Raw genomic sequence first — 20,399 nt, forward strand, 5'->3', positions numbered from 1 at the left:
TCCGTCGTTGTCGTCTGTTGCCCAATCATTCGCCGCCTCCGATCCGTGGATCGATGATGGTGTAGAGGATCTCCGCGAGGAACATCGACCCGAGCACCATGACGGCGAGGAAGAAGAACGTCGCCTGGATGACCGGGTAGTCCCGCGCCAACACCGCCTCGAACATCAGCTGTCCCATCCCCGGGTAGCTGAACACGGTCTCGACCAGCACCGCGCCGCCGGCGAGCCGCCCGATCTGGAACCCGAGTTGGGTCAGCACGGGCGGGAACGCCGGCGGGACGGCGTGGCCGAACAGCACCTGTCGTTCGGAGAGTCCCTTGCTCTCGGCGATCTTGATGTAGTTCTCCGGGAGTATGTCGAGCAGGCTCCCCCGCATCAGGAACGTGTAGCCGGCGAGGAAGTACGCCGACATCGTCACCACGGGCAGCACCGTGTGGTACGTCAGGTCGACGAAGTACGCCAAAAACGACGTGTGAGTCGCGCTGCCCGTCGCCCCAGAGATCGGGAAGATCGGGATGACGTAGCCGAAGACGAACACGAGCAGGATCGCGAGCCAGAACGTCGGGATCGAGCGGAAGAACAGCGAGGACTGCGTGATGAACAGGTCCTCGCGCTCCCCGAAGTTCCAGGCCGCGAACGCGCCGAGCGGGATGCCGATCACGACGCTGATGGTGACGCTCGCGCCCATCAGGTACAGCGTCCGCGGCAGCCGCTCGACGATGAGGTCCATGACCGGGGTCGGGTATCGAGCGAACGAGACGCCGAAGTCGCCAGTGAGAGTGTTCGCCAGGTAGAGCAGGAACTGCTCCCAGAGGGGCCTGTTCAGGCCGAACTCCTGGAGGAGTTCCTGCCGGGCTGCCTCCGTGAAGCCCGGGCCGACGAACCGTGTCGTCGGGTCGCCGGGCATCACCCGCGGGATCGCGAAGTTCACCGCGAGGATGGCGGTGAACGCGACGAGGTAGTTCCGGACTCGTGTGGCGATGTACGCTTTCTTCGAAGAGGTGTTTGCCATTCGTTAGAGAGTGGAGGGAGACGCTACTTGGGGTCGAGCTGGACCATCGGGCCAGTCCCGGGTTCGAGCCCGTAGGGGCTCTGCATCCCGTAGCGGGGGATCGGGTTGAAGTTCTCCCACGCGCTGGAGCGCATGCCGTGGAGCAGCTGCGGGTAGTAGAGGACGACCCACGGGAGTTCCTCGGTCAGGATCTCCTGAGCGTCGTAGAGGTGCTGCTGTCGCTGCTCGGGGTCGGTCGCCCGACGCTGCTGGCGCATGAGCTCGTCGAACTCCTCGTTGTGGTACTGGCTGGTGTTGAGCGTCCCCTCCTCCTCGAACACCGGGGAGAGGAACGGGTCGGGGTCGAACCAGACGCGCCAGGTGTTGAGCGTGAGGTCGTAGTCCTGCTCGACGGAGACCTTCTGGGTGTGGGCGTTGGACTCCATCGAGTTGACCTCGACGCTGATGCCGACCTCGCCGAGCTGGCGGGAGAGCACCTCCGCGATGCGCGGCCAGTTCCCCGTGTTCTGGATCGAGAGGACGAGTTCGAGGGGGTCGCCGTCGGGCGTCACCCGGCCGTCACCCTGCTGTTCGTAGCCGTTGTCGGAGAGGATGCTCCGAGCCTGCTCCAGATCGTGGGCGTAGCTGTTCGTGTCCGAGTTGTGGTAGAACTCCAGTCCCGGGGGGACGGGGGAGTAGCCCGGCGTGGCGTAGCCGGCGTTGACCAGCTCCGCGACGGTCTCGCGGTCGACCGCGTACGCCATCGCCTTCCGGAGCGCCTTATCGGAGAGAGGGGCGCGGTTGGTGTTGACGCCGATGTAGGTGACGTACGTCGAGCCGCCCTCGACCACTTGGAGGTTGTTCGCGCTCTCGATCTCTTCGACGTACTGGCCGGGCTGGAGGCGCAGCATGTCGCCGCTGCCCTCCTTCATCGTCAGCACCTGCGAGTCCGTCGAGGAGACGATCTGGATGCTCACGCTGTCGTAGTCGGGCACCTCGCCCCAGTAGTCGTCGTCGACGGAGAAGTTGATGTACTGGTCCTGCTGGCGCTCCTCGAACACGAACGGCCCGCTGCCGATCGGGTTCTCCGTGTTCGAGACGTCGGTGGGGCTGTCGAACTCCGACCAGATGTGCTTCGGAATGATCAGCCCGAGGTCGGCGAGCACCAGCGGCAGCGCCGCGTACGGCTGGGTCAGCGGCGTCGTCACGGTGTGCTCGTCCTCGACGGTGATCTCGCTCGGCTCCGCGATGACGCTCGACAGCGAGCCGAGGTAGGGCCACTCGTACTCCTTGATCGACCGGAACGTGAACGCCACGTCCTCCGCGGTCAGCGGCTCGCCGTCGTGCCAGGTGATCCCGTCCTGAATTGTCCAGGTGTAGGTAGCGCCGTTGTCGGAGGTCTCCCAGTCCTCGGCGACGTGGCCGATGGCCTGCCCCTCGGCGTCGACGCTCGTCAGCGGCTCGTACATCATCCGGGCGGCGTCGTAGTCTGGGATGGTGAGCCACCCGAGCGGGTTGATGTTGTTCACGCCGCCGGGCCAGATGACCGAGAGTTCGTCGTCGGAGGAGCCGCTCCCCCCGGTCGGCGTCCCCTCGGTCGTTCCGGTGCCCTCGCCGCCCGGGTCGCCGGCACAGCCGGCCAGCATCGCCGCGGCGGTGCTCGCGCTCGTCGCCTGCAGGAACCGGCGTCGGTCGAGGTTGATCTCGTCGGTGATGTCGTCGGTCATTGTGTTAATGTTCCTCAGCGGTGGTCGTGGTAGTCGAACTGCGGGACTGCGTGAACTGGTTGGTACACACTGTCACTCAGTACGAGAATACATACCACGTCCGTTAAAGCTGGTTGTGAGCGCTGAATACCTCTGAGCGCTCCGCTAACGGTTGTATGAACTGTTCATATTTGTCCACGGACCGCGACGGCTGGATTCACTCGATCGTCGCGGGAACCCAACGGTCGGAATGCGTTGCGGGGGCGCTCACCACCTCGGGAGTCCCGACAACGAGAGCAATCACCGAACTCGGCGAGAAGTCGAGTCTGTGGACCCGGTAGTCACTCGGAGCGGATAGACAACGTCGAGTTCGTGGAGCACGTTGTCGACCATATGTTGCCACAACTGGCCGCCGACGAGGCGGCGGTGATCGACTGATGCTCGAAGCCACACCACTCCTGCTCCCGGCAGAGCCGTTCCCCCGCGGCATGCTGGCGTACCTGCTCGGCGGCCTGCTCGTGGGCGCCGGCACGGCGGCGATCTACCTCTCGACGGGGATCATCGCCGGCGCGAGTACGTTCCTCGAGTCGACGCTGTCGTACGTCTCGGACGTGGATCGCTTCAACCGCTTCAAGTACGTCCAGTCCCGCGGCTGGCGTCTCGTCTTCACCGCCGGGATCGTCAGCGGCGCCGTACTCTGGGCGTTCGCGCTCGCGCCGGTGCTGGCGACCGCGACGCCCTCGCTCTCCTCGGCGCTCGGGCCGGCAGCGGATCCCGGCGTATGGACGACCGACGTACAGTGGTGGCGGCTGCTCGGCGGGGGTATCCTCGTCGGTATCGGGACCCGCCTCGGCAAGGGGTGTACCTCGGGCCACGGCGTCTGCGGCGTCGGCTCGCTGTCGAACACTTCCTTCGTGAACGTCGCGACGTTCGTCGCGTTCGCGATCGGGACGGCACAGCTGGTGCAGGCCGTGGGGGTGGCGCCGTGAGCGCCGACGACCGCCACCCGCTGTTCCTGCCCGTCATCTACGTCGGCGGGCTGATCTTCGGGCTCGGCCTCGCGATCAGCGGGATGGCCCGGCCGGAGGTCGTGCTCGACTTCCTCCAGTTCGAGGACTTCGGCCTGCTGTTCGTGATGGGCGGCGCCGCGGTCGTAACGGGGGTCGTCTTCGCCGTCGCGACCCGACTGGACGCTACCGCTCCGCTGACCGGGGCCGAGTACACCCGCCGACTGAAGGAGTTCGACAGCAACGTCGTCGTCGGCGGCGTGATCTTCGGCGTCGGGTGGGGCGTCTCGGGCATCTGTCCGGGCGCGGCCTACGCCAGCGTCGGGATCGGGAACCTCCCGATCCTCTGGGCGATCGTCGGGATGTTCGTCGGCGCGTACGTACAGGGCTACGTCCGATCGCGGGGGTCGACCGCCTGAACGACCACGACGACCCATCCGACTCCACTCGTTCGGCAGTAGAATTGTGTGGAGATCACTAAACAAAACAAGAAGACGAGGGGCCATGCTGCCGATTGAACTGGGTGTGCCCGCCGCGGTCGCAGTCGGTACGGACGTCCTCCAGATTCACCATCTCGGGAGCGCGCTCGGCGCGCGGGTCGGCGCGGGCGCGACCGATTTCGTCGACGAGGGCGAGATCGGGAGGTACTTCGCCGCGATGCTGCTCGCCGTCCCGCCAACAAGCTTGGGACGGTGTCAGGATCGAGGCGCTGAACACCCGCAGCACCGTCCCGATCTTCGGCGCCGCGTTCCTCGTCAGCGGCGCCGTCGTGCTGGCTGCGGTCTGCCGGCTCCGCAGAGAGACGAGCGGCACGCTCTGCCGGCTCACGGCCTCGGAGCGCAGTATTGTGTCGTTCACGCAAACGCTTTTACCCGAATGGCCGCTACCGTGAGCCAAGGATGGCGAACTCGATGCGGGAGATGCTCCAGTCGGACATGGAGTGTGAGGGGCTGCTGGAGTGTTTCCACGACCTGAAGGAGATCGACAAGGACGTGTTCCGCCTGCTGAACGAGCGCGGCGAGGGGGTGACCGTCGACGAGATCGCCGACGCCGTCGACCGGGAGCGCTCCACCGCGTACCGCTCGGTCCAGCGGCTGCTCACGGCGGGGTTCATCCAGAAGGAGCAGGTGAACTACGAACAGGGCGGCTACCACCACGTCTACTACCCGCGCGACGCTGAGGAGATCGCCGACGAGATGCAGCGCACGCTGAACGACTGGTACGCGAAGATGGGCCAGCTCATCGGCGAGTTCGGCGAGAAGTACGGCGACGAGCCGGCGGTCGCCGAAAGTTAGAGGTCACGACCCGCGAACAGCCGAGCGCTCGCGGCCACGAGCAGCGCGGTCGCGGCGAGCAACACCGCCGCCCCGAGCAGGTCGTACTCCCCGCTCACGAGCACCGCCGACGGGTCGAGATACCGCGTCGGCGTCACCGCCCCGACCCGGGCGTAGTCGCTCACGTCCAGCACCGACTCGAACAGCCACGAGGCGAACACGAGCGCGATCGCGATCCGGCCCGCGGGCCGGCTCCGACCGATCACGACGCCCAGCAGCAGCCCCACCGCCCCCCAGCACAGCAGGTACGGGACCGAGAGCGCGTGGAGCGCGAGCAGCGCGCCGATCGGGAGCGATTCGCCGACGGCCGCCGCCGCGACGACGAGCACCGGGGGGACTACGGCGTTGGCGACGACGATCGGCACGAGCAGCGCGAGGAAGTTCCCCGAGAGGACGCTCCCCCGCGAGATCGGCGCCGCGAGCAGCGTGTCCATCCGGTCGGTCTCCATATCCCCCGCGATCGAGCCGGCGGCGGTGTAGGCCACGTAGCCCGCGAGGCCGACGAGCCAGCCGAACGTGTAGTACTCGCCGGCGAGCAGCCCCGACAGCGACGCGAGGCTCTCGAACCCCAGCAGTTCGACCAGTACGGGCGGCATCGCGTCGAGCAGGGCCTGCAGCTCCTCGCCGCCGACCAGCTCCGGCCCGACCCAGACGAACAGCGCGCCGTAGGCCGAGAGCAGCGCCGCGACGACGGCGCTGGTCCGCAGGCGCTCCCGCCCCTCGAACCGGGCGACGGTCCACACCGTCGACCGTTCCGGCGCCCTCACGAGAGGTCCACCTCCCGGAACCACGCCGCGCTCGCTACGAGCAGGACGCCCGTCGTGACGAGTAGGATCCCGGCGCCCGCGAGGTCGTACTCGCTCGCGGTCAGGATCGCCGTCGGGTCGTAGTACCGCATCGGCGCGACGGCGCCCAGCCAGTCGAGGTCGGTGCTCGTCGCGATCGTCTCCAGCAGGAACGTCCCGACGACCCCGCCCGCGGCGACGCCCTCGGCGACGACCCGTCCCGGCGCCGTCACCGACGCGAGCGTTCCGAACGCGCCACAGCAGAGGAAGTAGGGGATCGAGAGCGCGTGGACGGCGACGAGGTCTGCGGTCGCGATCGGCTCGCCCACGAACCGCGTGGCGGCGAAGACAGCGACGAACACCGCGACGTTCGCGAGCAGGATCGGGGAGAGGAGGGCGAGGTAGTTCTCCGCCAGCAGGCGCGCCCGGGAGATCGGCGCCGCGAGCAGCGTGTCGATCCGTCCCGTCTCGACGTCGCCGGCGATCGCCCCGCCAGCGGCGTAAGCCACGTACGCCCCGAGGCCGATCAGCCAGAGAAACTGGTAGAGTTCGATCGCGAGGAACCCCTCGATCGTCCCCATCCGCTCGAGGTCGAACGCCTCCACGAACGCCGGCGGGAGCTGTTCGGCCAGCACGGCCATGTCGACCTCGCCGAGCAGCCCCGGCGCGAGCAGCGCCATCAGCGCGGCGAACGCCGCCAGCCCGCCCGCGAGCGCGAGCGAGCCGAGCAGTCGCTTCTCCGCCTCGTAGCGTGCCGTCTCAAGCATCCTCGGCCTCCGCCTCGACCCGTTCGACGGTCTCCTCGGCGTCGGTGTCGTAGAACCGCATGAACACGTCCTCCAGCGGCGCCTCCTCGATGGCGAGGTCACGGAGGTCGTGTTCGAGCAACCTCCGGAGCAACGGCTCGTACCTGCCGGTGTAGGTGAACGAGACGGTGGTGACGCCGTCTTCCCGGCTGGCGTTTTCGTCGTCATCCCACTGGGTCCGACCGCCGACGGTCACGTCGTGGGCGCCCGGGAGGTCGAACGCCCCCTTGTCGGGGCTGTCGCCCAGCGTGACCCGGACCTGCTTGCCGCTGCGGTCCAGCAGCGAGTCGACGGTCGACACTTCGACGAGATGGCCGTCGCGGACGATCCCCACGCGGTCACAGACCTTCCGGACCTCGCTCAGGACGTGCGAGGAGAAGAAGAAGGTCGTCCCGCGCTCGCGCTCGGTCCGGACGAACTCCAGGAACGTCTCCTGTTTCAGGGGGTCCAGCCCCGAGGTGGGCTCGTCCATGATCAGCAGGTCGGGGTCGTGCATGAACGCGAGCACGATCGCGAGCATCTGTCGGTTCCCGCGGGAGTAATCGCCGACGGGGCGATCCAGCGGCGGGTCGAACAGTTCGAGCAGTTCGTCGCTGCGCGTGTCGCCCCGGAGTTCGCCGTGGTACTCCAGCAGCCGTCGGCCGGTGACGCGCTCGTCGAAGCCGGGCTCGCTCGGGAGGTAGCCAACACGAGATCGGGCTTCCCGCAGCGCCTCGGCGTCCTCCACGTCGGCGCCGAGCACCGTCGCCGAGCCCCGAGTGGGCGACTGGAACCCCAGCAGCGTCCGGATGACGGTGGTCTTCCCGGCGCCGTTCGGGCCGAGGAAGCCGAACACCTCCCCCTCCTCGACGGAGAGGGAGAGGTCCTCGATCCCCCGCACGTCGCCGTAGTACTTGGTCAGGCCGTCGGTCCGGATCGCGGGCATTGCCGGGGACGGAGGGGCGGCGACGTGATCAAGATACCGCCGGACGGAGCCTCAGTCGAACGACTTCTCGAACACGAGGATCTCGAGCGTCGTTCCCGGCACGTCGGCGGTCGTCGATCCAACGCGCTCGAAGCCGTTGGCCTCGTAGAACGCGTGTGCCGGCTCCTGTCGGCCGGTCGTCGAGAGGACGAACCGCTCGTACCCGCGCTCGCGAGCGCGGGCCTCGAGTTCGTCGTACATCGCCTGCCCGATCCCCTCGCGGTGGCGGTCGGGGTGGACGTGCATCCGCTTGAGTTCCGCGGCGCCCGCGGGGTCGACGAACTCAGTGACGACGCCTTTCGGCGGCCGGAACGCGCCCGTCGCGACGATCGCCCCGCCGTCCTCGCCGACGAGGAACTCCCCGCCGGCGTCGACGTACTCCGCGAGGATGTCGTCGTCCTCGAGTTCGGGCACGTCCTCGAAGTAGGCGTCGGCCGAGCGGAGGGCGGCCTCGACGGTCTCGTCGACGGCGTCGCGGTCGGCGGGGCGGAAGCGGCGGATCGAGAGGCTCACACCGGCGGTACGTCGTCGGCGCCTTTCGGCCTTCGCTTCGCGGCAGATCGACGGCTCGTGGCTGTCCCGGGTCGGTGCCCACAGGCGCGCTCGCCGGGCCAACCCACGCAGTTCAAGAGTCCCGGCCAGCTACCGCCGGTATGGACGAAGACGAGAGCCACGAACACGTCGTTCCGGGCAGCGAGACCGAGCCCGGCGGCGAGGCGGTGCGGGGCTACGACTTCCGCGGCGAGTTCGACCTGGGCGAGATGCTGGAGGCGTACGCGACGACCGGTTTTCAGGCCACCCACCTCGCCGAGGCGGTCGACATCGCGAAACAGATGCGCGAGGAGGACGCGAAGATCTACCTGACGCTGACGTCGAACATCATCTCCTCGGGGCTGCGGGAGGTCGTCGCCTACCTCGTTCGCGAGGGGTTCGTCGACGTGATCATCACCACCTCCGGCTCGCTGACCGAGGACGTGATCAAGACCGAGAAGCCGTTCAAGATGGGCGAGTGGGACGCCGACGAGGCCGAACTCCGCGAGGAGGGGATCAACCGCCTCGGGAACATCTACGTCCCCTCGGACCGCTACGTCTGGCTCGAAGAGTACCTCTACGACTTCTTCGACGACTTCTTCGCCGAGGAGAAGGTCCGCACGCCGACGGAGTTCTCCCGTGAGCTCGGGAAGACGCTCGACGACCCCGACTCCGTGCTCAAGCAGGCCGCGGACAACGACGTGCCCGTCTACTGCCCGGCGCTCAACGACGCCGAGGTCGGGAACTTCCTCTACTACTACCGCAAGCAGCACGACACCGACATCGGCATCGAGATAATGGCCGACTACGACGACCTGATCGAGAACGGGATGCTCGCGGACACCACCGGGCTGCTGGTCGTCGGCGGCGGCGTCCCCAAACACCACGCGATCATGACGAACCTGTTCCGCGGCGGCGCCGACTACGCCGTCTACATTTCCACCGGGATGGAGGGCGACGGCTCGCTGTCGGGCGCGCCGCCGAACGAGGCCGTCTCGTGGGGGAAGATCAAGGAGGAGGAGACCAACTACACGCAGGTGCAGGCCGAGGCGACGCTCGTGTTCCCGCTGTTGGTGGCGGGGGCGTTTGCAGATACGTAACCGTCGGTACCCAGACCGCCGGGACGGACGGATTTTTGCGCGTTCCGACACCACGTCCGAACATGGACGCTGCAGTGTTCTACGGCGAAGGCGACATCCGCGTGGAGGACCGCCCCGAACCCGAAATCGAGAGCCCGACGGACGCCGTCGTCCGGGTGACCCACACCGCGGTCTGCGGCTCTGACCTCTGGCCCTATCGCGGCTATCAGGACCGCGAAGCGGGAACGGGGATCGGCCACGAGCCGATGGGGATCGTCGAGGCGGTCGGCGACGACGTGACCAGCGTCGAGCCGGGCGACCGCGTGTTCGGCCCGTTCTCGACGAGCTGCGGGGAGTGTGAGTTCTGCCGGAAGGGGCTGCACACCTCCTGTGTCGAGGGCGGCGGCTGGACAGGCCCGAACAGCGGTGCACAGGCCGAGTACGTCCACACCGAACACGCCGACGGCACGCTGATCCGCGTGCCCGACCGTCACGCCGACGACGAGGAGACCCTGCGGTCGCTGCTCCCGCTGACCGACGTGATGTGCACGGGCCACCACGCCGCCGTCAGCGCGGGCGTCGAGGCCGGCGACACCGCGGTCGTGATCGGCGACGGCGCGGTCGGGCTGTGTGGCGTCGCGGCCGCCAAGCGGCTGGGCGCCGAGCGCGTGATCGCGATGGGCCACCACGAGGACCGCCTCGAGATCGCCGAGGAACTGGGCGCGACCGACACGATCGCTGCCCGCGGTGAGGAGGCCGTCGAGCGCGCCAAAGAGCTCACCCACGGCGGCGCGAACCACGTGATGGAGTGCGTCGGCGCGCAGTCGTCGATGGAGACCGCCTTCGAGGTCGCCCGCCCCGGCGGCACCGTGGGCTACGTCGGCGTCCCCAGCGGCGTCGAGAACGCCGAGTTCATCGGCACCGCGTTCGGGAAGAACGTGAGCCTCGAGGGCGGCGTCGCGCCCGTCCGGGCGTACGCCGAGGAACTGATGGCCGACGTGCTGCAGGGGACGCTCGACCCCTCGCCGGTGTTCACGAAGGAGGTCGACCTGCGGGACATCGATGAGGGGTACCGCGCGATGGACGAGCGCGACGCGGTGAAAGTGTTAGTGAAGCCGTAGCGTCCGATCCGACGGGCCAGAGTTAACTTCGCGTCGTACACAACGGCCAGTAGAGCAATGACCAACAGGTACGTCGTCGACCACGGGAGCGTCGGGCCGGCCGGGGGCGGCGCCGGCTGCCGCGAAGGGGGGGACCGACATGGTTGACCCCGTCGCGGCGAGCCGGCTCCAGTTCGCCGTCACGACGATCGTCCACATCATCTTCCCCGTGATGAGCATGGGGCTCGCACCGTTTCTGATCTACTTCACCTGGAAGGAGATCCGGACCGGCGAGGCGGTCTACGAGCAGCTACGGCGGTTCTGGGTCAAGATCTTCGCGGTCAGCTTCGTCGTCGGCACCGTCACCGGGCTCGTGCTGGAGTTCGAGTTCGGCACCAACTTCGCGGCGTTCTCGACGTTCGCCGGCGAGCTGTTCGGCGGCCCGCTGGCGACGGAGGGGATGATGGCGTTCATGCTCGAGGCGACGTTCCTCGGCATCTTCCTCTACGGCCGCGAGCGCGTCTCGGACACGTTCTACTTCCTCACCAGCGTCGCGGTCGGGCTGGGGACGTGGCTCTCGGCGGTGTGGATCCTGATCGCCAACTCCTGGATGCAGACTCCGCGGGGGTACGAGCTCGTCAACGAGGGCGGGCAGGAGGTCGTCCACCTCACGGATCCGATGGCGGCGTACCTCAACCCCCGGTTCCAGTACATGTTCATCCACATGCAGAACTCGGCGGTGGAGTCGGTCGCGCTCTTTATGGCCGGCGTCGCCGCCTACTTCGTGTACAAACACCACGTCCGGGGCGACGAGGTGGAGAACGCGGCGTTCTGGGTGAAGACGCTCAAGATCGCGATCGTCGCGCTCGTGATCACCGCCCCGCTGCAGGTGCTCCACGGCGACCTGTACGCCCGGCACGTGTACGAGACCCAGCCACAGAAGTTCGCCGCGATGGAGGCGCTGTGGGAGACGGACACGTACGTCCCGGAGTACATCATCGCGTTCCCGACCGATCCTTCGCACATCCTCGACCCGCGGGCGAAGGAGCTGTTCGGGATCGGCATCCCCGGCGGCGCGTCGTGGCTCGCCAGCGGCGGGAACCCGCAGGCGGAGATCCGCGGGCTGAACTCCTTCGAGGCGGCGGCGCCGCCGGTGGCGATCGTGTTCTGGGCGTTCCGCATCATGGTCGGCCTCGGCTTCTGGTTCATCCTGCTGGCGTTCTGGGCGGCGTTCCGCTGGTACCGCGGGGATCTGGTCGACGACGACCTGCTCCACAAGGCGTTCATGGGCTCGTCGCTGCTGGGGATCGTCGCCGTCGAGACGGGCTGGATCGTCACCGAGGTCGGCCGCCAGCCGTGGCTGATTCAGGACGTGTTGTTGACCGAGCAGGGCGTCTCGACGAACTTGACCGGCGCGGAGGCGACGTTCACCCTTGCGGGCTTCGTCGGCGGCTACGCGCTGCTGTTGGTGCTGTACACCTACGTGATCCGGCGGATCATCAAGCACGGCCCGCCCGAGATCGACGAGGGGAGCGTCGAGCGCGACGCGGGCACGGACGCCCCGCCGGAAGCGGAGGTGAGCGTCGATGATTGACCTCGCCGGCGAGCCGTTGTTCGGGCTGCCGCTGCCCGCGATCTGGTTCGGGCTCGTGTTCTTCGTGCTGGGGATGTTCCTCTTCCTCGACGGGTTCGACTTCGGGATCGGCATCCTGTTCGCGACCCGCGAGGACGACCACGAGAAGGAGACGCTGCTGGCCGCGATCGGCCCGTTCTGGGACGGCAACGAGGTGTGGCTGGTGGTGTTCGGCGGCGCGCTGTTCGCCGCCTTCCCGTCGGTGTACGCCAACCTGTTCAGCCGCTACTACCTGCTGATGTTCGCGATCCTGGCCGCGCTCGGACTCAGAGGGCTCGCCCCGGAGATGTACGAGGAGCGCGAGGACGAGCAGTGGCGGCGCTACTGGGGCTACTCCTTCGTCGCCGGCAGCGCGCTGACGCCGTTCCTGCTCGGGATGTTCGCGATCAACTGGCTCACCGGTGTCGGCGGCATCGTCTCGATCCCGGGACTGCTCGGCGGCCTCGCGGTCGTCGCGCTGACCGTCGCCGACGGGGCTGCCTTCCTCGGGCTGAAGACCCGCGGCTCGCTCCGGGACGACGCCAGCCGGTACGGGATCCGCGCGGTCGCCGCCTACGTCGGCCTCGTCGCGCTCACGCTCGCGGCGGTGTACGTCACCACGCCCGGCCTGCAGTCGGCGCTGCTCTCGGCCCCCGTGATCGGGCTGGTGCTGCTGTCGATCGCGCTGGCCGCGGGCTACGTCGTCGCCACGCGGCAGGGGCAGTACCACGTCGCGTTCGCGACGGTCGCGGGGCTGGTCGCCGCGCTGGTCGGCGTGATCGCCACGGCGATGTTCCCCGCGATCGACCGTGCGGCCGGCATCCCCGTCTCGGAGGGGATCGTCTCGACCCTGCCGCTGAACCTGATGACGATCATGATGGCATTCCTGCTACCGATCGTGCTGTCGTACTTCGGCGTGCTCTACTCCGTGTTCAGCGGCCCGATCGACGCGGAGGCGTCGTATGGCTGAGGCCGACGCCGCGTCGGAGTCCCCGAGCCTCGGCTCCCGGATCGTCGTGACGTGGGCGGAGCTCACCGTCGTCGGCCTCGCCGGCGGGGTCCTCGGCACCACCGTCGGCGGCCCGCCCGCGCTGGTCGTCTACTTCGCGACCACGCTGCTCTCGGTCGGCATCCTGCTGTACAACGTGAACGAACTGGTGCAGCGGTCGATCGACGCTCGGCTGGGCGCCGGCGGGTAGTCCGGGCCGGGTGGAGTTCGTGCCCGGGCCGGGATTCTCGGGATGTTTGGAAATTGTGACTGACCGGTCGGCCACGGTCGTTTATCTCCTCCCCCCTCCAACGCCGACGTGATGGAACTGCGGCGGGTCGTCCGGGGGAGTCCGGACTGGGAGCGGATCGAGACGGTCGTTCGCGAGCTCGCCGAGCGGTACGACCGCGAGTCGGTCCACGTGCGGTTTCTCGACGCCGACAACTGGCTCTCGACGCCGCTGGTGCTCGACGGCGAGTACTTCGTGAAGCTGGTGACCGAGCAGAACTCCTTGGTCCACGCGCTGTTCACCGCGACCCGGAACCTCGGGGCGTTCTCCTCGGGGACGGAGGGGTTTTTCGGCCACTACGGCACCCCCTACCAGATGGCCGAACACGAACTGGAGGCGACCGAGCGCCTGCGCGAGGTGGGCGTGAACGCCCCCGAGCCGATCGAGGCGCTGGAGGTCGAGGGGATGGGGGTGCTGGTGATGGAGTACATCCCCGCCTTCGACACGCTCGACGAACTCGACGAGGCGCGGGAGCGCGAACTCGCCCCCGACGTGTTCGCGGCGCTCCGCCGGATGCACGACCACGGGCTGGCCCACGGCGACCTGCGCGCGGAGAACGTGCTCGTGGTCGATGGGGAGATCTACGTCATCGACGCCACCAACGTCCGGGAGGACGAGAGCGGCGGAGCGACGATGGCCGCCGCGCGGTCCTACGACCTCGCGTGTGCGCTCGCGGCGCTGGAACCGCTGATCGGCGCGAAGGCCGCCGTCGGCGCGGCGCTCGAACACTACGACGAGAGCGAACTGCTGGCGGCCCGGGAGTTCCTCGACTTCGTCTCGGTTCGCCCGGACCACACGTTCGCGGCGACGGCGCTGAAGGGCGAGATCGAGACGCGGGCGGGCGAGGCCGAGCGCGGCCGGTAGCGTTTACACCACGGACGTGACGAGCAGAACGGTCCCGCCGACGGTCAGCGCTGCTCCGAGCCGTCGCGGGGTGACCGTGCCCTCCTCGTCCGCTCCGAGGACGTTTACCGGCTTTATCAGGAGCAGAACGCCGACGACCACTGCGGTCGCCGGGAAACTGTCGCCGATCCCGACTCGGGACGTTTCGAGGGTGAGAAACGCGATACCGACGAAGATGGCGCCGACGGCGAACGCCCGTGCGCCCGGCGTCACGTCGTCAGAGCTGAAGGCGACGAAGATCGCGGCAGGCCACCACCACATGAGGATCCCGAGGCCGGCCCAGAACGCGCCGAACAGCAGTCCGACTGCCATACGCCGAGCGCACAGACGGCTCCACAATAAGTCATCTGGCATCGACGCCCCGCCGACGGCGTTCCGACCAGCCACTCGGTTCCCGCCGACGCCAACCACCGACCGGCAGGGTTTTTCACGCAGACGCCCCCACTCTCCGTACACATGAGCAGCGAACCCTACAAGCACTACATCGACGGCGAGTGGGTCGAGGGCACCGGCAGCGAGACGTTCACCAGCGAGAACCCCGCCAACGGCGAGACGCTCGGGGAGTTCCACCGCGGCACCGAGGACGACGTCGACGAGGCGATCGCCGCCGCCGACGAGGCGTTCGAGGAGTGGAAGGAGCTCTCCCACATCGACCGCGCGGAGTACCTCTGGGACATCTACCACGAGCTCAAGGAGCGTCACGAGGAGCTCGGCGAGATCGTCACCAAGGAGTGCGGCAAGGAGATCTCCGAGGGCAAAGCCGACGTGACCGAGGCGTGGCACATGGTCGAGTGGGCCGCCGGCGACGCCCGCCACCCCAAGGGCGACGTCGTTCCCTCCGAGATCGCGAGCAAGGACGCCTACATGCGGCGCAAGCCCCGCGGCGTCGTCGGCTGTATCACGCCGTGGAACTTCCCGGTCGCGATCCCGTTCTGGCACATGGCCGTCTCGCTGGTCGAGGGCAACACCGTCGTCTGGAAGCCCGCCGAGCAGACGCCGTGGTGCGGCCAGATCATCGCCGAGATGTTCGAGGAGTCGGGCATCCCGGACGGCGTGTTCAACATGGTCCAAGGGTTCGGCGACGCCGGCGCGGCGATCACCGACGACGGCCGGATCGACACCGTCCTCTTCACTGGCAGCGCGGAGGTCGGCCACGAGATCGCCTCCAAGGTCGGCGGCGAGCCCGGTAAGCTGGTCGCCGCCGAGATGGGCGGGAAGAACAACATCGTGATCACCGAGGAGGCGGACCTCGACGTGGCGGTCCACTCGGCGGTCATGTCCAGCTTCAAGACGACCGGCCAGCGCTGTGTCTCCTCCGAGCGGCTCGTCGTCCACGAGGACGTGTACGACGAGTTCAAGGAGCGCTTCGTCGAGAACGCGAAGAAGGTCGCCGTCGGCGACCCGCTCGACGAGAACACGTTCATGGGGCCGCTGATCGAGGAGGAGCACAAGGAGAAGGTCTCGAAGTACAACCAACTCGCGAAGGACGAGGGCGTGAACGTGCTCGTCGACCGCGAGGAACTCGACGACGACGAGATCCCCGACGGTCACGAGGACGGCCACTGGGTCGGCCCGTTCGTCTACGAGGCCGATCCCCACGAGGACCTGCGCTGCACTCACGAGGAAGTGTTCGGCCCGCACGTGGCGCTGCTGAAGTACAGCGGCGACATCGAGGACGCCGTCGAGATCCACAACGACACCGAGTACGGCCTCGCCGGCGCCATCATCTCGGAGGACTACCGGCAGATCAACTACTACCGCGACAACGCCGAGGTCGGGCTGGCCTACGGCAACCTCCCCTGCATCGGCGCGGAGGTCCAACTCCCCTTCGGCGGCGTGAAGAAGTCCGGCAACGGCTACCCCAGCGCGCGTGAGGTCATCGAGGCCGTCACCGAGCGCACCGCCTGGACCCTGAACAACTCGAAGGAGATCGAGATGGCACAGGGGCTGAGCGCGGATATCAAGACCAGCGACGACTGACGCCGCCGGTGCGCGTTCGAGCGCGCCTTCCCGTTGCTGTCGGACCGTAACAGATTCACCCCCGCCTTTTTGCCGCCACGCCCTCTCCCCTACGGCGAACAGCGATGGACGAGTTCGGCGGCGCGATCCGTGTCCTCCACGTCGACGACGACCGGGATCTCGCGGCTCTGACCGCGACGTTTCTCGAACGGGAGAACGACCGGATCTCCGTCGAGACGGCCGCGGACGCCGACGAAGCGCTCGAACGGATCGGCGAGGACGTCGACTGCGTCGTCGCCGACTACGAGCTACCGGGTCGGTCCGGGATCGAACTGCTCGAAGCCGTACGCGCCGACTACCCCGACCTTCCCTTCGTCCTCTACACGGGGAAGGGGAGCGAGGAGATCGCCAGCGACGCCATCTCCGCGGGCGTCACCGACTACCTCCAGAAGGACAGCGGCACCGGCCAGTACGCGGTGCTGGCCAACCGTATCGTCAACGCCGTCGAGGCCGCCCGCTCCGAGCAGTTGCTCACCCGTCGGACCCGGCGGCTGGAGCGCCTGATCGACACCCTCCCGGGGATGGTCTACCGCTGCCGGAACGAGCCCGACTGGCCGATGGAGACCGTCGAGGGCGAGGTCGAGGAACTGACCGGCTACGACGCCGAGGCGCTGGAGCGCGGCGACGTGGTCTGGGGGGAAGAGGTCATCCACCCCGCGGACCGCGAGGAGATGTGGGAGCGGGTGCAGTCGTCGATCGACGACCGGGGGACGTTCGAGGTGAACTACCGGATCCGGACCCGCGACGGCGAGACGCGCTGGGTGTGGGAGCGCGGCCGCGGCGCGTACGAGGACGGCGAACTGGTCGCCATCGAGGGGTTCATCACCGACGTGACCGAGCGCGAGCGCCGGGAGAACCGCTTGGCGGAGACCACCGCGCGGCTGGAGGCGCTGTTCGAGCAGTCGCCGGACATGATCAACGTCCACGACGTCGAGGGGACGATCTACGAACCCAACGCCCGACTGTGTGAGAAGACCGGCTACGACCGCGAGGAGCTGATCGGGATGAAGGTCTGGGAGGTCGACTGCTCGATCGATTCCGAGTCGGCCGCCGAAATCTGGCAACGCATGGAGCCGGGCGACAGCCGCCGGTTCGAGGGGAACTACGAGCGGGCCGACGGCTCGACGTTCCCCGTCGAGGTCCACATCCGGCGCATCGCCACCGACGACGAGCCGCTGTTCGCGGTGATCAGCCGGGACATCTCGGCGCGGAAGGAACGGGAGCGTCGGCTCGAACGGTTCGCCTCGATCGTCTCTCACGACCTGCGAAACCCCCTGAACGTCGCGGAGGGGCGGCTCGAACTGGCCGCCGAGGAGTGTGACAGCGAGCACCTCGAACACGTCGCCGACGCCCACGAGCGGATGAACGCGCTGATCGACAGCCTCCTCACCCTCGCCCGGGAGGGCGAGTTCGTGACCGACCCGGAGCCGGTCGAGATAGCCGAGGAGGCGGCGAACGCGTGGGCGGGCGTCGTCACCGGCGACGCCGAACTGCGACTGCCCGCGGAGGGAACGGTGGTGGCCGACCGGAGCCGGCTCGCACAGCTGTTCGAGAACCTCTTCCGCAACGCCGTCGAGCACGGCGCCCCGGGGGTCACCATCACCGTCGGCGACCTCGACGGCGGCTTCTTCGTCGCGGACGACGGGCCGGGCGTCCCAGAGAGCGAACGCGAATCGGTGTTCGAGACGGGCTACACCACCGGCGACGGGACAGGGTTCGGCCTCGCGATCGTCGAGCAGGTGGCCGAGGCCCACGACTGGTCGGTCCGGCTCGTCGGGAGCGAGGACGGCGGGGCGCGCTTCGAGTTCACCGGCGTCGACGAGCCCTGACTCACGCCTCCACGTCCAGCACCGCCGCCATCACTCGGCTCTCGGCTTTCCGTAGGTGCTCGGCGGCGGTCGACGGCGCCACCCCGAGCGCCGCCGCCACGTCCTCGATCGAGCCACGGCGAGGGCTGGCGTAGTAGCCGGCGTCGACCGCGGCCGCGACCGCCTCGCGCTGGCGGTCGGTCAGCCCCGAGTCGAACAGTTCGCGTCGACGGTCGTACTCGCCGACCCGGAGCACCTCGGTCCGCATCTCGTCGGGGAGTTCCTCCAGCGCCGGCCGGATCGCTCCGGCCGTCCCGACCAGCGTCACCGTCGCGGTCCCGTCGCTGTCGAACTCGATCGGCGGGACCGCCATAATCCCCGTCCGGGAGATCGCGTCGAGGATCTCCGCGTCCCGGTCGGGCGTCTCCTGTTCGACGAACGCGTAGAACGTCCCGTTCTCCGCCGGCGTGAACGCCCACTCGAGCACCGAGGGCGCCGCCCGGAGCATCCCGTCGAACGCCTCTGGCTCGCCGTCGACGCGGTACAGCAGCGTGTCCCGGTCCGGTCCCGAGCGGTCCTCGTGGAGCAGCACGTCCCGCTCGACGGTTTCGGAGTCACAGATCGCCTCGTGAACTGGGTTGATCGTCTCCTCGGAGAACGCGACACGCAGCCGGACGTACTTCATCGACCACGGGGTCCGCTCGCTGGCGCTTAAAAATACCCGGTCGAGTGCGGCAGAACGCGCCAGTGGACTGCGCCCCAACCCCGGCCCGTGCCTCAGCAATCGCCGGTCATCGAGACGGTCGACGCCGAGCCGGACCCGCTGCTCGCGGACGCCCGACGGACCATCGCCGACGCCGGCTTGGGAGGCGCGGTCGTGGACTCGCGGGCGATCGGCGACATCCCGACGCTGGAGATCCGCGGCGACCGCGTCCCGGCCGTCCTCGACGCGCTGCGGACGGGGCTCGGCCTCGATCACTGCTCCTGTGTGGTCGCACAGGAGTACGACACCCACGCCGAGAGCGTCTACCTCCTCCGAGCGTACGACGAGCCGACCCGGGAGCTCGGCGTCGCCGTCCCGGTCCCGCTCGACGAGAAGGTGAGTCAGTCCGGCGCGGACGCGTTCCGGACGATCGACTGGCACGAGCGCGAAGCGTACGACCTGCTGGGGTTCGAGTACGAGGACCACCCCGACCTGCGGCGGATCCTCCTCCCCGAGACGTGGCAGGGCCACCCGCTGAGCCACGACTACGACGGCGACGGCCCGCAGATCGTGCCGCTCCGGGAGAACGAAGGGCGGCTCACGGACGCCGGCGGGCGGGAGGCCGCCGACGGCGCGGAGACGATGTTCCTGAACATCGGTCCCCACCACCCGGCGACCCACGGCGTGATGCATCTGGAGACCACGCTCGACGGCGAGCAGGTCGTCGACGTGGAGCCGGACATCGGCTACATCCACCGCTGTGAGGAGCAGATGTGCGAGTCCGGAACGTACCGCCACCAGATCATGCCGTACCCGGACCGCTGGGACTGGAGCGGCGCCGGCCTCTGCAACGAGTGGGCGTACGCCCGGGCTGCCGAGGCGCTGGCCGACATCGAGGTGCCCGAGTACGCACAGGTCCTCCGGACGCTCACCGCCGAACTCAGTCGGATGCTCGGCCACTTCCTCGCGGTCGGCGCCTACGCGCTCGACGTGGTCGGCGACTTCACGGCGACGTTCATGTACGCGATCCAGGAGCGCGAGCGGATCCAGAAACTGCTGGAGGACGTGACCGGCCAGCGGCTGATGTTCAACTACTTTCGGCTCGGCGGGGTCGTCTGGGACCTGCCCGACCCCCGCGAGGAGTTCCTCGACGACGTGCGGGCGTTCCTCGAGGGGCTGCCCGAACGGCTCCGGGAGTACCACAGCCTCCTGACCGAGAACGAACTCCTCCAGATGCGGACCGTCGACACCGGCCGCCTCCCGCCCGAAACCGCGAAGCAGTACGGCTGTACGGGGCCGGTCGCGCGCGGTTCGGGGATCGACTACGACGTTCGCCGGGACGACCCCTACGGCTACTACGACGAACTCGACTGGAGCGTCGTCACCGAGGACGGCTGTGACAACTACGCTCGACTGCTCGTTCGCCTGCGCGAACTGGAGGAGTCCGCGACGATCGTCGACCAGTGCGTCGACCTGCTCGAGGAGTGGCCCGAGGCCGACCGGACGATTCAGGCCAGCGTCCCGCGGACGATCAAGCCCGACGACGGCGCCGAGGTGTACCGGACCGTCGAGGCCGCGAAGGGCGAACTCGGGATCTACATCCGCAGCGACGGCACCGACCAGCCCGCGCGCTTCAAGATCCGCGGCCCTTCCTTCTCGAACCTCCAGGCGCTGCCGGAGATGGCCACCGGCGGGATGCTCCCCGACCTGATCGCGACGCTCGGCAGTCTGGACACGATCATGGGCGAGGTCGACCGGTAGCGACCGCGGTCCC

21 protein-coding genes are annotated in these 20,399 nt (G+C 68.4%); 12 read left to right on the forward strand and 9 right to left on the reverse strand.

The features are described 5' to 3' along the window. Positions 1-25 precede the first annotated feature (25 nt). Both ACYQZ5_RS06690 and ACYQZ5_RS06695 read right to left on the reverse strand, forming a co-directional pair. Complete coding sequence (locus ACYQZ5_RS06690; RefSeq protein ID WP_379730749.1) at positions 26-1,012, reverse strand: ABC transporter permease; 987 nt, start codon at positions 1,010-1,012, stop codon at positions 26-28. Positions 1,013-1,035: 23 nt separating this feature from the next. Beyond that, positions 1,036-2,718 (reverse strand): ABC transporter substrate-binding protein, encoded by a 1,683-nt coding sequence (locus ACYQZ5_RS06695; RefSeq protein ID WP_379730751.1) that lies wholly within the window; start codon positions 2,716-2,718, stop codon positions 1,036-1,038. Between the two features lie 416 nt (positions 2,719-3,134). Here ACYQZ5_RS06695 and ACYQZ5_RS06700 point away from each other — a divergent pair, with 416 nt between their 5' ends. Further along, entirely contained in the window at positions 3,135-3,686 is a 552-nt protein-coding gene (locus tag ACYQZ5_RS06700; RefSeq protein ID WP_379730752.1) for a YeeE/YedE family protein, read from the forward strand. Further along, a complete protein-coding gene (locus ACYQZ5_RS06705; RefSeq protein WP_379730753.1) occupies positions 3,683-4,123 on the forward strand; it encodes a DUF6691 family protein in 441 nt (146 codons plus the stop codon). Before ACYQZ5_RS06700 ends, ACYQZ5_RS06705 begins: the two co-directional genes overlap by 4 nt. A 58-nt stretch (positions 4,124-4,181) precedes the next feature. Here ACYQZ5_RS06705 and ACYQZ5_RS06710 read toward each other — a convergent pair whose 3' ends face one another. After that, on the reverse strand, positions 4,182-4,562 hold the full coding sequence (locus tag ACYQZ5_RS06710) for a hypothetical protein (RefSeq protein WP_379818495.1): 381 nt from the start codon (positions 4,560-4,562) through the stop codon (positions 4,182-4,184). Positions 4,563-4,603: 41 nt separating this feature from the next. Here ACYQZ5_RS06710 and ACYQZ5_RS06715 point away from each other — a divergent pair, with 41 nt between their 5' ends. After that, complete coding sequence (locus ACYQZ5_RS06715; RefSeq protein ID WP_379730755.1) at positions 4,604-4,999, forward strand: helix-turn-helix domain-containing protein; 396 nt, start codon at positions 4,604-4,606, stop codon at positions 4,997-4,999. Here the strand turns inward: ACYQZ5_RS06715 and ACYQZ5_RS06720 are convergent. Genes ACYQZ5_RS06720 through ACYQZ5_RS06735 form a run of 4 tightly spaced genes read right to left on the reverse strand, consistent with a single transcriptional unit; the run spans position 4,996 to position 8,106 of the window. Then, positions 4,996-5,805 carry an ABC transporter permease subunit gene (locus tag ACYQZ5_RS06720; RefSeq protein ID WP_379818496.1) on the reverse strand — a complete coding sequence of 270 codons (810 nt, stop codon included), beginning with the start codon at positions 5,803-5,805 and terminating at the stop codon, positions 4,996-4,998. The two genes, ACYQZ5_RS06715 and ACYQZ5_RS06720, sit on opposite strands and share 4 nt — an antisense overlap. Next, complete coding sequence (locus ACYQZ5_RS06725; RefSeq protein ID WP_379730757.1) at positions 5,802-6,590, reverse strand: ABC transporter permease subunit; 789 nt, start codon at positions 6,588-6,590, stop codon at positions 5,802-5,804. Before ACYQZ5_RS06725 ends, ACYQZ5_RS06720 begins: the two co-directional genes overlap by 4 nt. Beyond that, complete coding sequence (locus ACYQZ5_RS06730) at positions 6,583-7,554, reverse strand: ABC transporter ATP-binding protein (protein WP_379730758.1); 972 nt, start codon at positions 7,552-7,554, stop codon at positions 6,583-6,585. Before ACYQZ5_RS06730 ends, ACYQZ5_RS06725 begins: the two co-directional genes overlap by 8 nt. Positions 7,555-7,605: 51 nt before the next feature. Further along, on the reverse strand, positions 7,606-8,106 hold the full coding sequence (locus ACYQZ5_RS06735) for a GNAT family N-acetyltransferase (RefSeq protein ID WP_379818497.1): 501 nt from the start codon (positions 8,104-8,106) through the stop codon (positions 7,606-7,608). Between the two features lie 140 nt (positions 8,107-8,246). On the opposite strand from ACYQZ5_RS06735, the gene ACYQZ5_RS06740 reads away from it, so the two are divergent. The 6 genes from ACYQZ5_RS06740 to ACYQZ5_RS06765 all read left to right on the forward strand — a co-directional run bounded on the left by ACYQZ5_RS06740 (position 8,247) and on the right by ACYQZ5_RS06765 (position 14,056). After that, positions 8,247-9,224: a deoxyhypusine synthase gene (locus tag ACYQZ5_RS06740; RefSeq protein WP_379730760.1), complete on the forward strand. Its 978-nt coding sequence runs from the start codon at positions 8,247-8,249 to the stop codon at positions 9,222-9,224. Positions 9,225-9,286: 62 nt separating this feature from the next. Next, the gene (locus tag ACYQZ5_RS06745) at positions 9,287-10,324 is read left to right on the forward strand and encodes a zinc-dependent alcohol dehydrogenase family protein (RefSeq protein ID WP_379818498.1); all 1,038 of its coding nucleotides are present in this window, start codon (positions 9,287-9,289) and stop codon (positions 10,322-10,324) included. Positions 10,325-10,463: 139 nt separating this feature from the next. Next, positions 10,464-11,897 (forward strand): cytochrome ubiquinol oxidase subunit I, encoded by a 1,434-nt coding sequence (locus ACYQZ5_RS06750; protein ID WP_379732413.1) that lies wholly within the window; start codon positions 10,464-10,466, stop codon positions 11,895-11,897. Next, positions 11,890-12,885, forward strand: coding sequence for a cytochrome d ubiquinol oxidase subunit II (gene cydB, locus ACYQZ5_RS06755; protein ID WP_459845572.1), 996 nt, complete (start codon positions 11,890-11,892; stop codon positions 12,883-12,885). Before ACYQZ5_RS06750 ends, cydB begins: the two co-directional genes overlap by 8 nt. Further along, positions 12,878-13,114, forward strand: a complete 237-nt coding sequence (locus ACYQZ5_RS06760) for a hypothetical protein (protein ID WP_379730939.1) — start codon at positions 12,878-12,880, stop codon at positions 13,112-13,114. The genes cydB and ACYQZ5_RS06760 overlap by 8 nt, the downstream gene beginning before the upstream one ends. 111 nt (positions 13,115-13,225) lie before the next feature. Then, complete coding sequence (locus tag ACYQZ5_RS06765; RefSeq protein ID WP_379730940.1) at positions 13,226-14,056, forward strand: RIO1 family regulatory kinase/ATPase domain-containing protein; 831 nt, start codon at positions 13,226-13,228, stop codon at positions 14,054-14,056. Between the two features lie 3 nt (positions 14,057-14,059). On the opposite strand, the gene ACYQZ5_RS06770 is transcribed toward ACYQZ5_RS06765, so the two are convergent. After that, positions 14,060-14,407, reverse strand: a complete 348-nt coding sequence (locus ACYQZ5_RS06770) for a hypothetical protein (protein WP_379730941.1) — start codon at positions 14,405-14,407, stop codon at positions 14,060-14,062. A gap of 144 nt (positions 14,408-14,551) precedes the next feature. Between ACYQZ5_RS06770 and ACYQZ5_RS06775 the strand changes: the two genes are divergently transcribed. Further along, positions 14,552-16,075: an aldehyde dehydrogenase family protein gene (locus tag ACYQZ5_RS06775; protein WP_379730942.1), complete on the forward strand. Its 1,524-nt coding sequence runs from the start codon at positions 14,552-14,554 to the stop codon at positions 16,073-16,075. A 104-nt stretch (positions 16,076-16,179) separates the two neighbouring features. Then, positions 16,180-17,943: a hybrid sensor histidine kinase/response regulator gene (locus ACYQZ5_RS06780; RefSeq protein WP_379730943.1), complete on the forward strand. Its 1,764-nt coding sequence runs from the start codon at positions 16,180-16,182 to the stop codon at positions 17,941-17,943. 1 nt (position 17,944) lies between these two features. On the opposite strand, the gene ACYQZ5_RS06785 is transcribed toward ACYQZ5_RS06780, so the two are convergent. Further along, on the reverse strand, positions 17,945-18,607 hold the full coding sequence (locus ACYQZ5_RS06785) for a helix-turn-helix domain-containing protein (protein WP_379730944.1): 663 nt from the start codon (positions 18,605-18,607) through the stop codon (positions 17,945-17,947). Positions 18,608-18,784: 177 nt separating this feature from the next. Between ACYQZ5_RS06785 and ACYQZ5_RS06790 the strand changes: the two genes are divergently transcribed. After that, the gene (locus ACYQZ5_RS06790) at positions 18,785-20,386 is read left to right on the forward strand and encodes an NADH-quinone oxidoreductase subunit D (RefSeq protein ID WP_379730948.1); all 1,602 of its coding nucleotides are present in this window, start codon (positions 18,785-18,787) and stop codon (positions 20,384-20,386) included. The last annotated feature ends 13 nt before the right edge of the window (positions 20,387-20,399 follow it).

The sequence above is a fragment of the Halolamina salina genome, assembly GCF_054653455.1.

Excerpts from the sequence above, each read along its gene's own strand:
- ACYQZ5_RS06690 (WP_379730749.1), bottom strand. The coding sequence starts at position 1,012 with ATGGCAAACACCTCTTCGAAGAAAGCGTACATCGCCACACGAGTCCGG.
- ACYQZ5_RS06760 (WP_379730939.1), top strand. The coding sequence starts at position 12,878 with ATGGCTGAGGCCGACGCCGCGTCGGAGTCCCCGAGCCTCGGCTCCCGG.
- ACYQZ5_RS06695 (WP_379730751.1), bottom strand. The coding sequence starts at position 2,718 with ATGACCGACGACATCACCGACGAGATCAACCTCGACCGACGCCGGTTC.
- ACYQZ5_RS06725 (WP_379730757.1), bottom strand. The coding sequence starts at position 6,590 with ATGCTTGAGACGGCACGCTACGAGGCGGAGAAGCGACTGCTCGGCTCG.
- cydB (WP_459845572.1), top strand. The coding sequence starts at position 11,890 with ATGATTGACCTCGCCGGCGAGCCGTTGTTCGGGCTGCCGCTGCCCGCG.
- ACYQZ5_RS06700 (WP_379730752.1), top strand. The coding sequence starts at position 3,135 with ATGCTCGAAGCCACACCACTCCTGCTCCCGGCAGAGCCGTTCCCCCGC.
- ACYQZ5_RS06750 (WP_379732413.1), top strand. The coding sequence starts at position 10,464 with ATGGTTGACCCCGTCGCGGCGAGCCGGCTCCAGTTCGCCGTCACGACG.
- ACYQZ5_RS06780 (WP_379730943.1), top strand. The coding sequence starts at position 16,180 with ATGGACGAGTTCGGCGGCGCGATCCGTGTCCTCCACGTCGACGACGAC.
- ACYQZ5_RS06785 (WP_379730944.1), bottom strand. The coding sequence starts at position 18,607 with ATGAAGTACGTCCGGCTGCGTGTCGCGTTCTCCGAGGAGACGATCAAC.
- ACYQZ5_RS06740 (WP_379730760.1), top strand. The coding sequence starts at position 8,247 with ATGGACGAAGACGAGAGCCACGAACACGTCGTTCCGGGCAGCGAGACC.
- ACYQZ5_RS06745 (WP_379818498.1), top strand. The coding sequence starts at position 9,287 with ATGGACGCTGCAGTGTTCTACGGCGAAGGCGACATCCGCGTGGAGGAC.
- ACYQZ5_RS06730 (WP_379730758.1), bottom strand. The coding sequence starts at position 7,554 with ATGCCCGCGATCCGGACCGACGGCCTGACCAAGTACTACGGCGACGTG.
- ACYQZ5_RS06715 (WP_379730755.1), top strand. The coding sequence starts at position 4,604 with ATGGCGAACTCGATGCGGGAGATGCTCCAGTCGGACATGGAGTGTGAG.
- ACYQZ5_RS06765 (WP_379730940.1), top strand. The coding sequence starts at position 13,226 with ATGGAACTGCGGCGGGTCGTCCGGGGGAGTCCGGACTGGGAGCGGATC.
- ACYQZ5_RS06770 (WP_379730941.1), bottom strand. The coding sequence starts at position 14,407 with ATGGCAGTCGGACTGCTGTTCGGCGCGTTCTGGGCCGGCCTCGGGATC.
- ACYQZ5_RS06775 (WP_379730942.1), top strand. The coding sequence starts at position 14,552 with ATGAGCAGCGAACCCTACAAGCACTACATCGACGGCGAGTGGGTCGAG.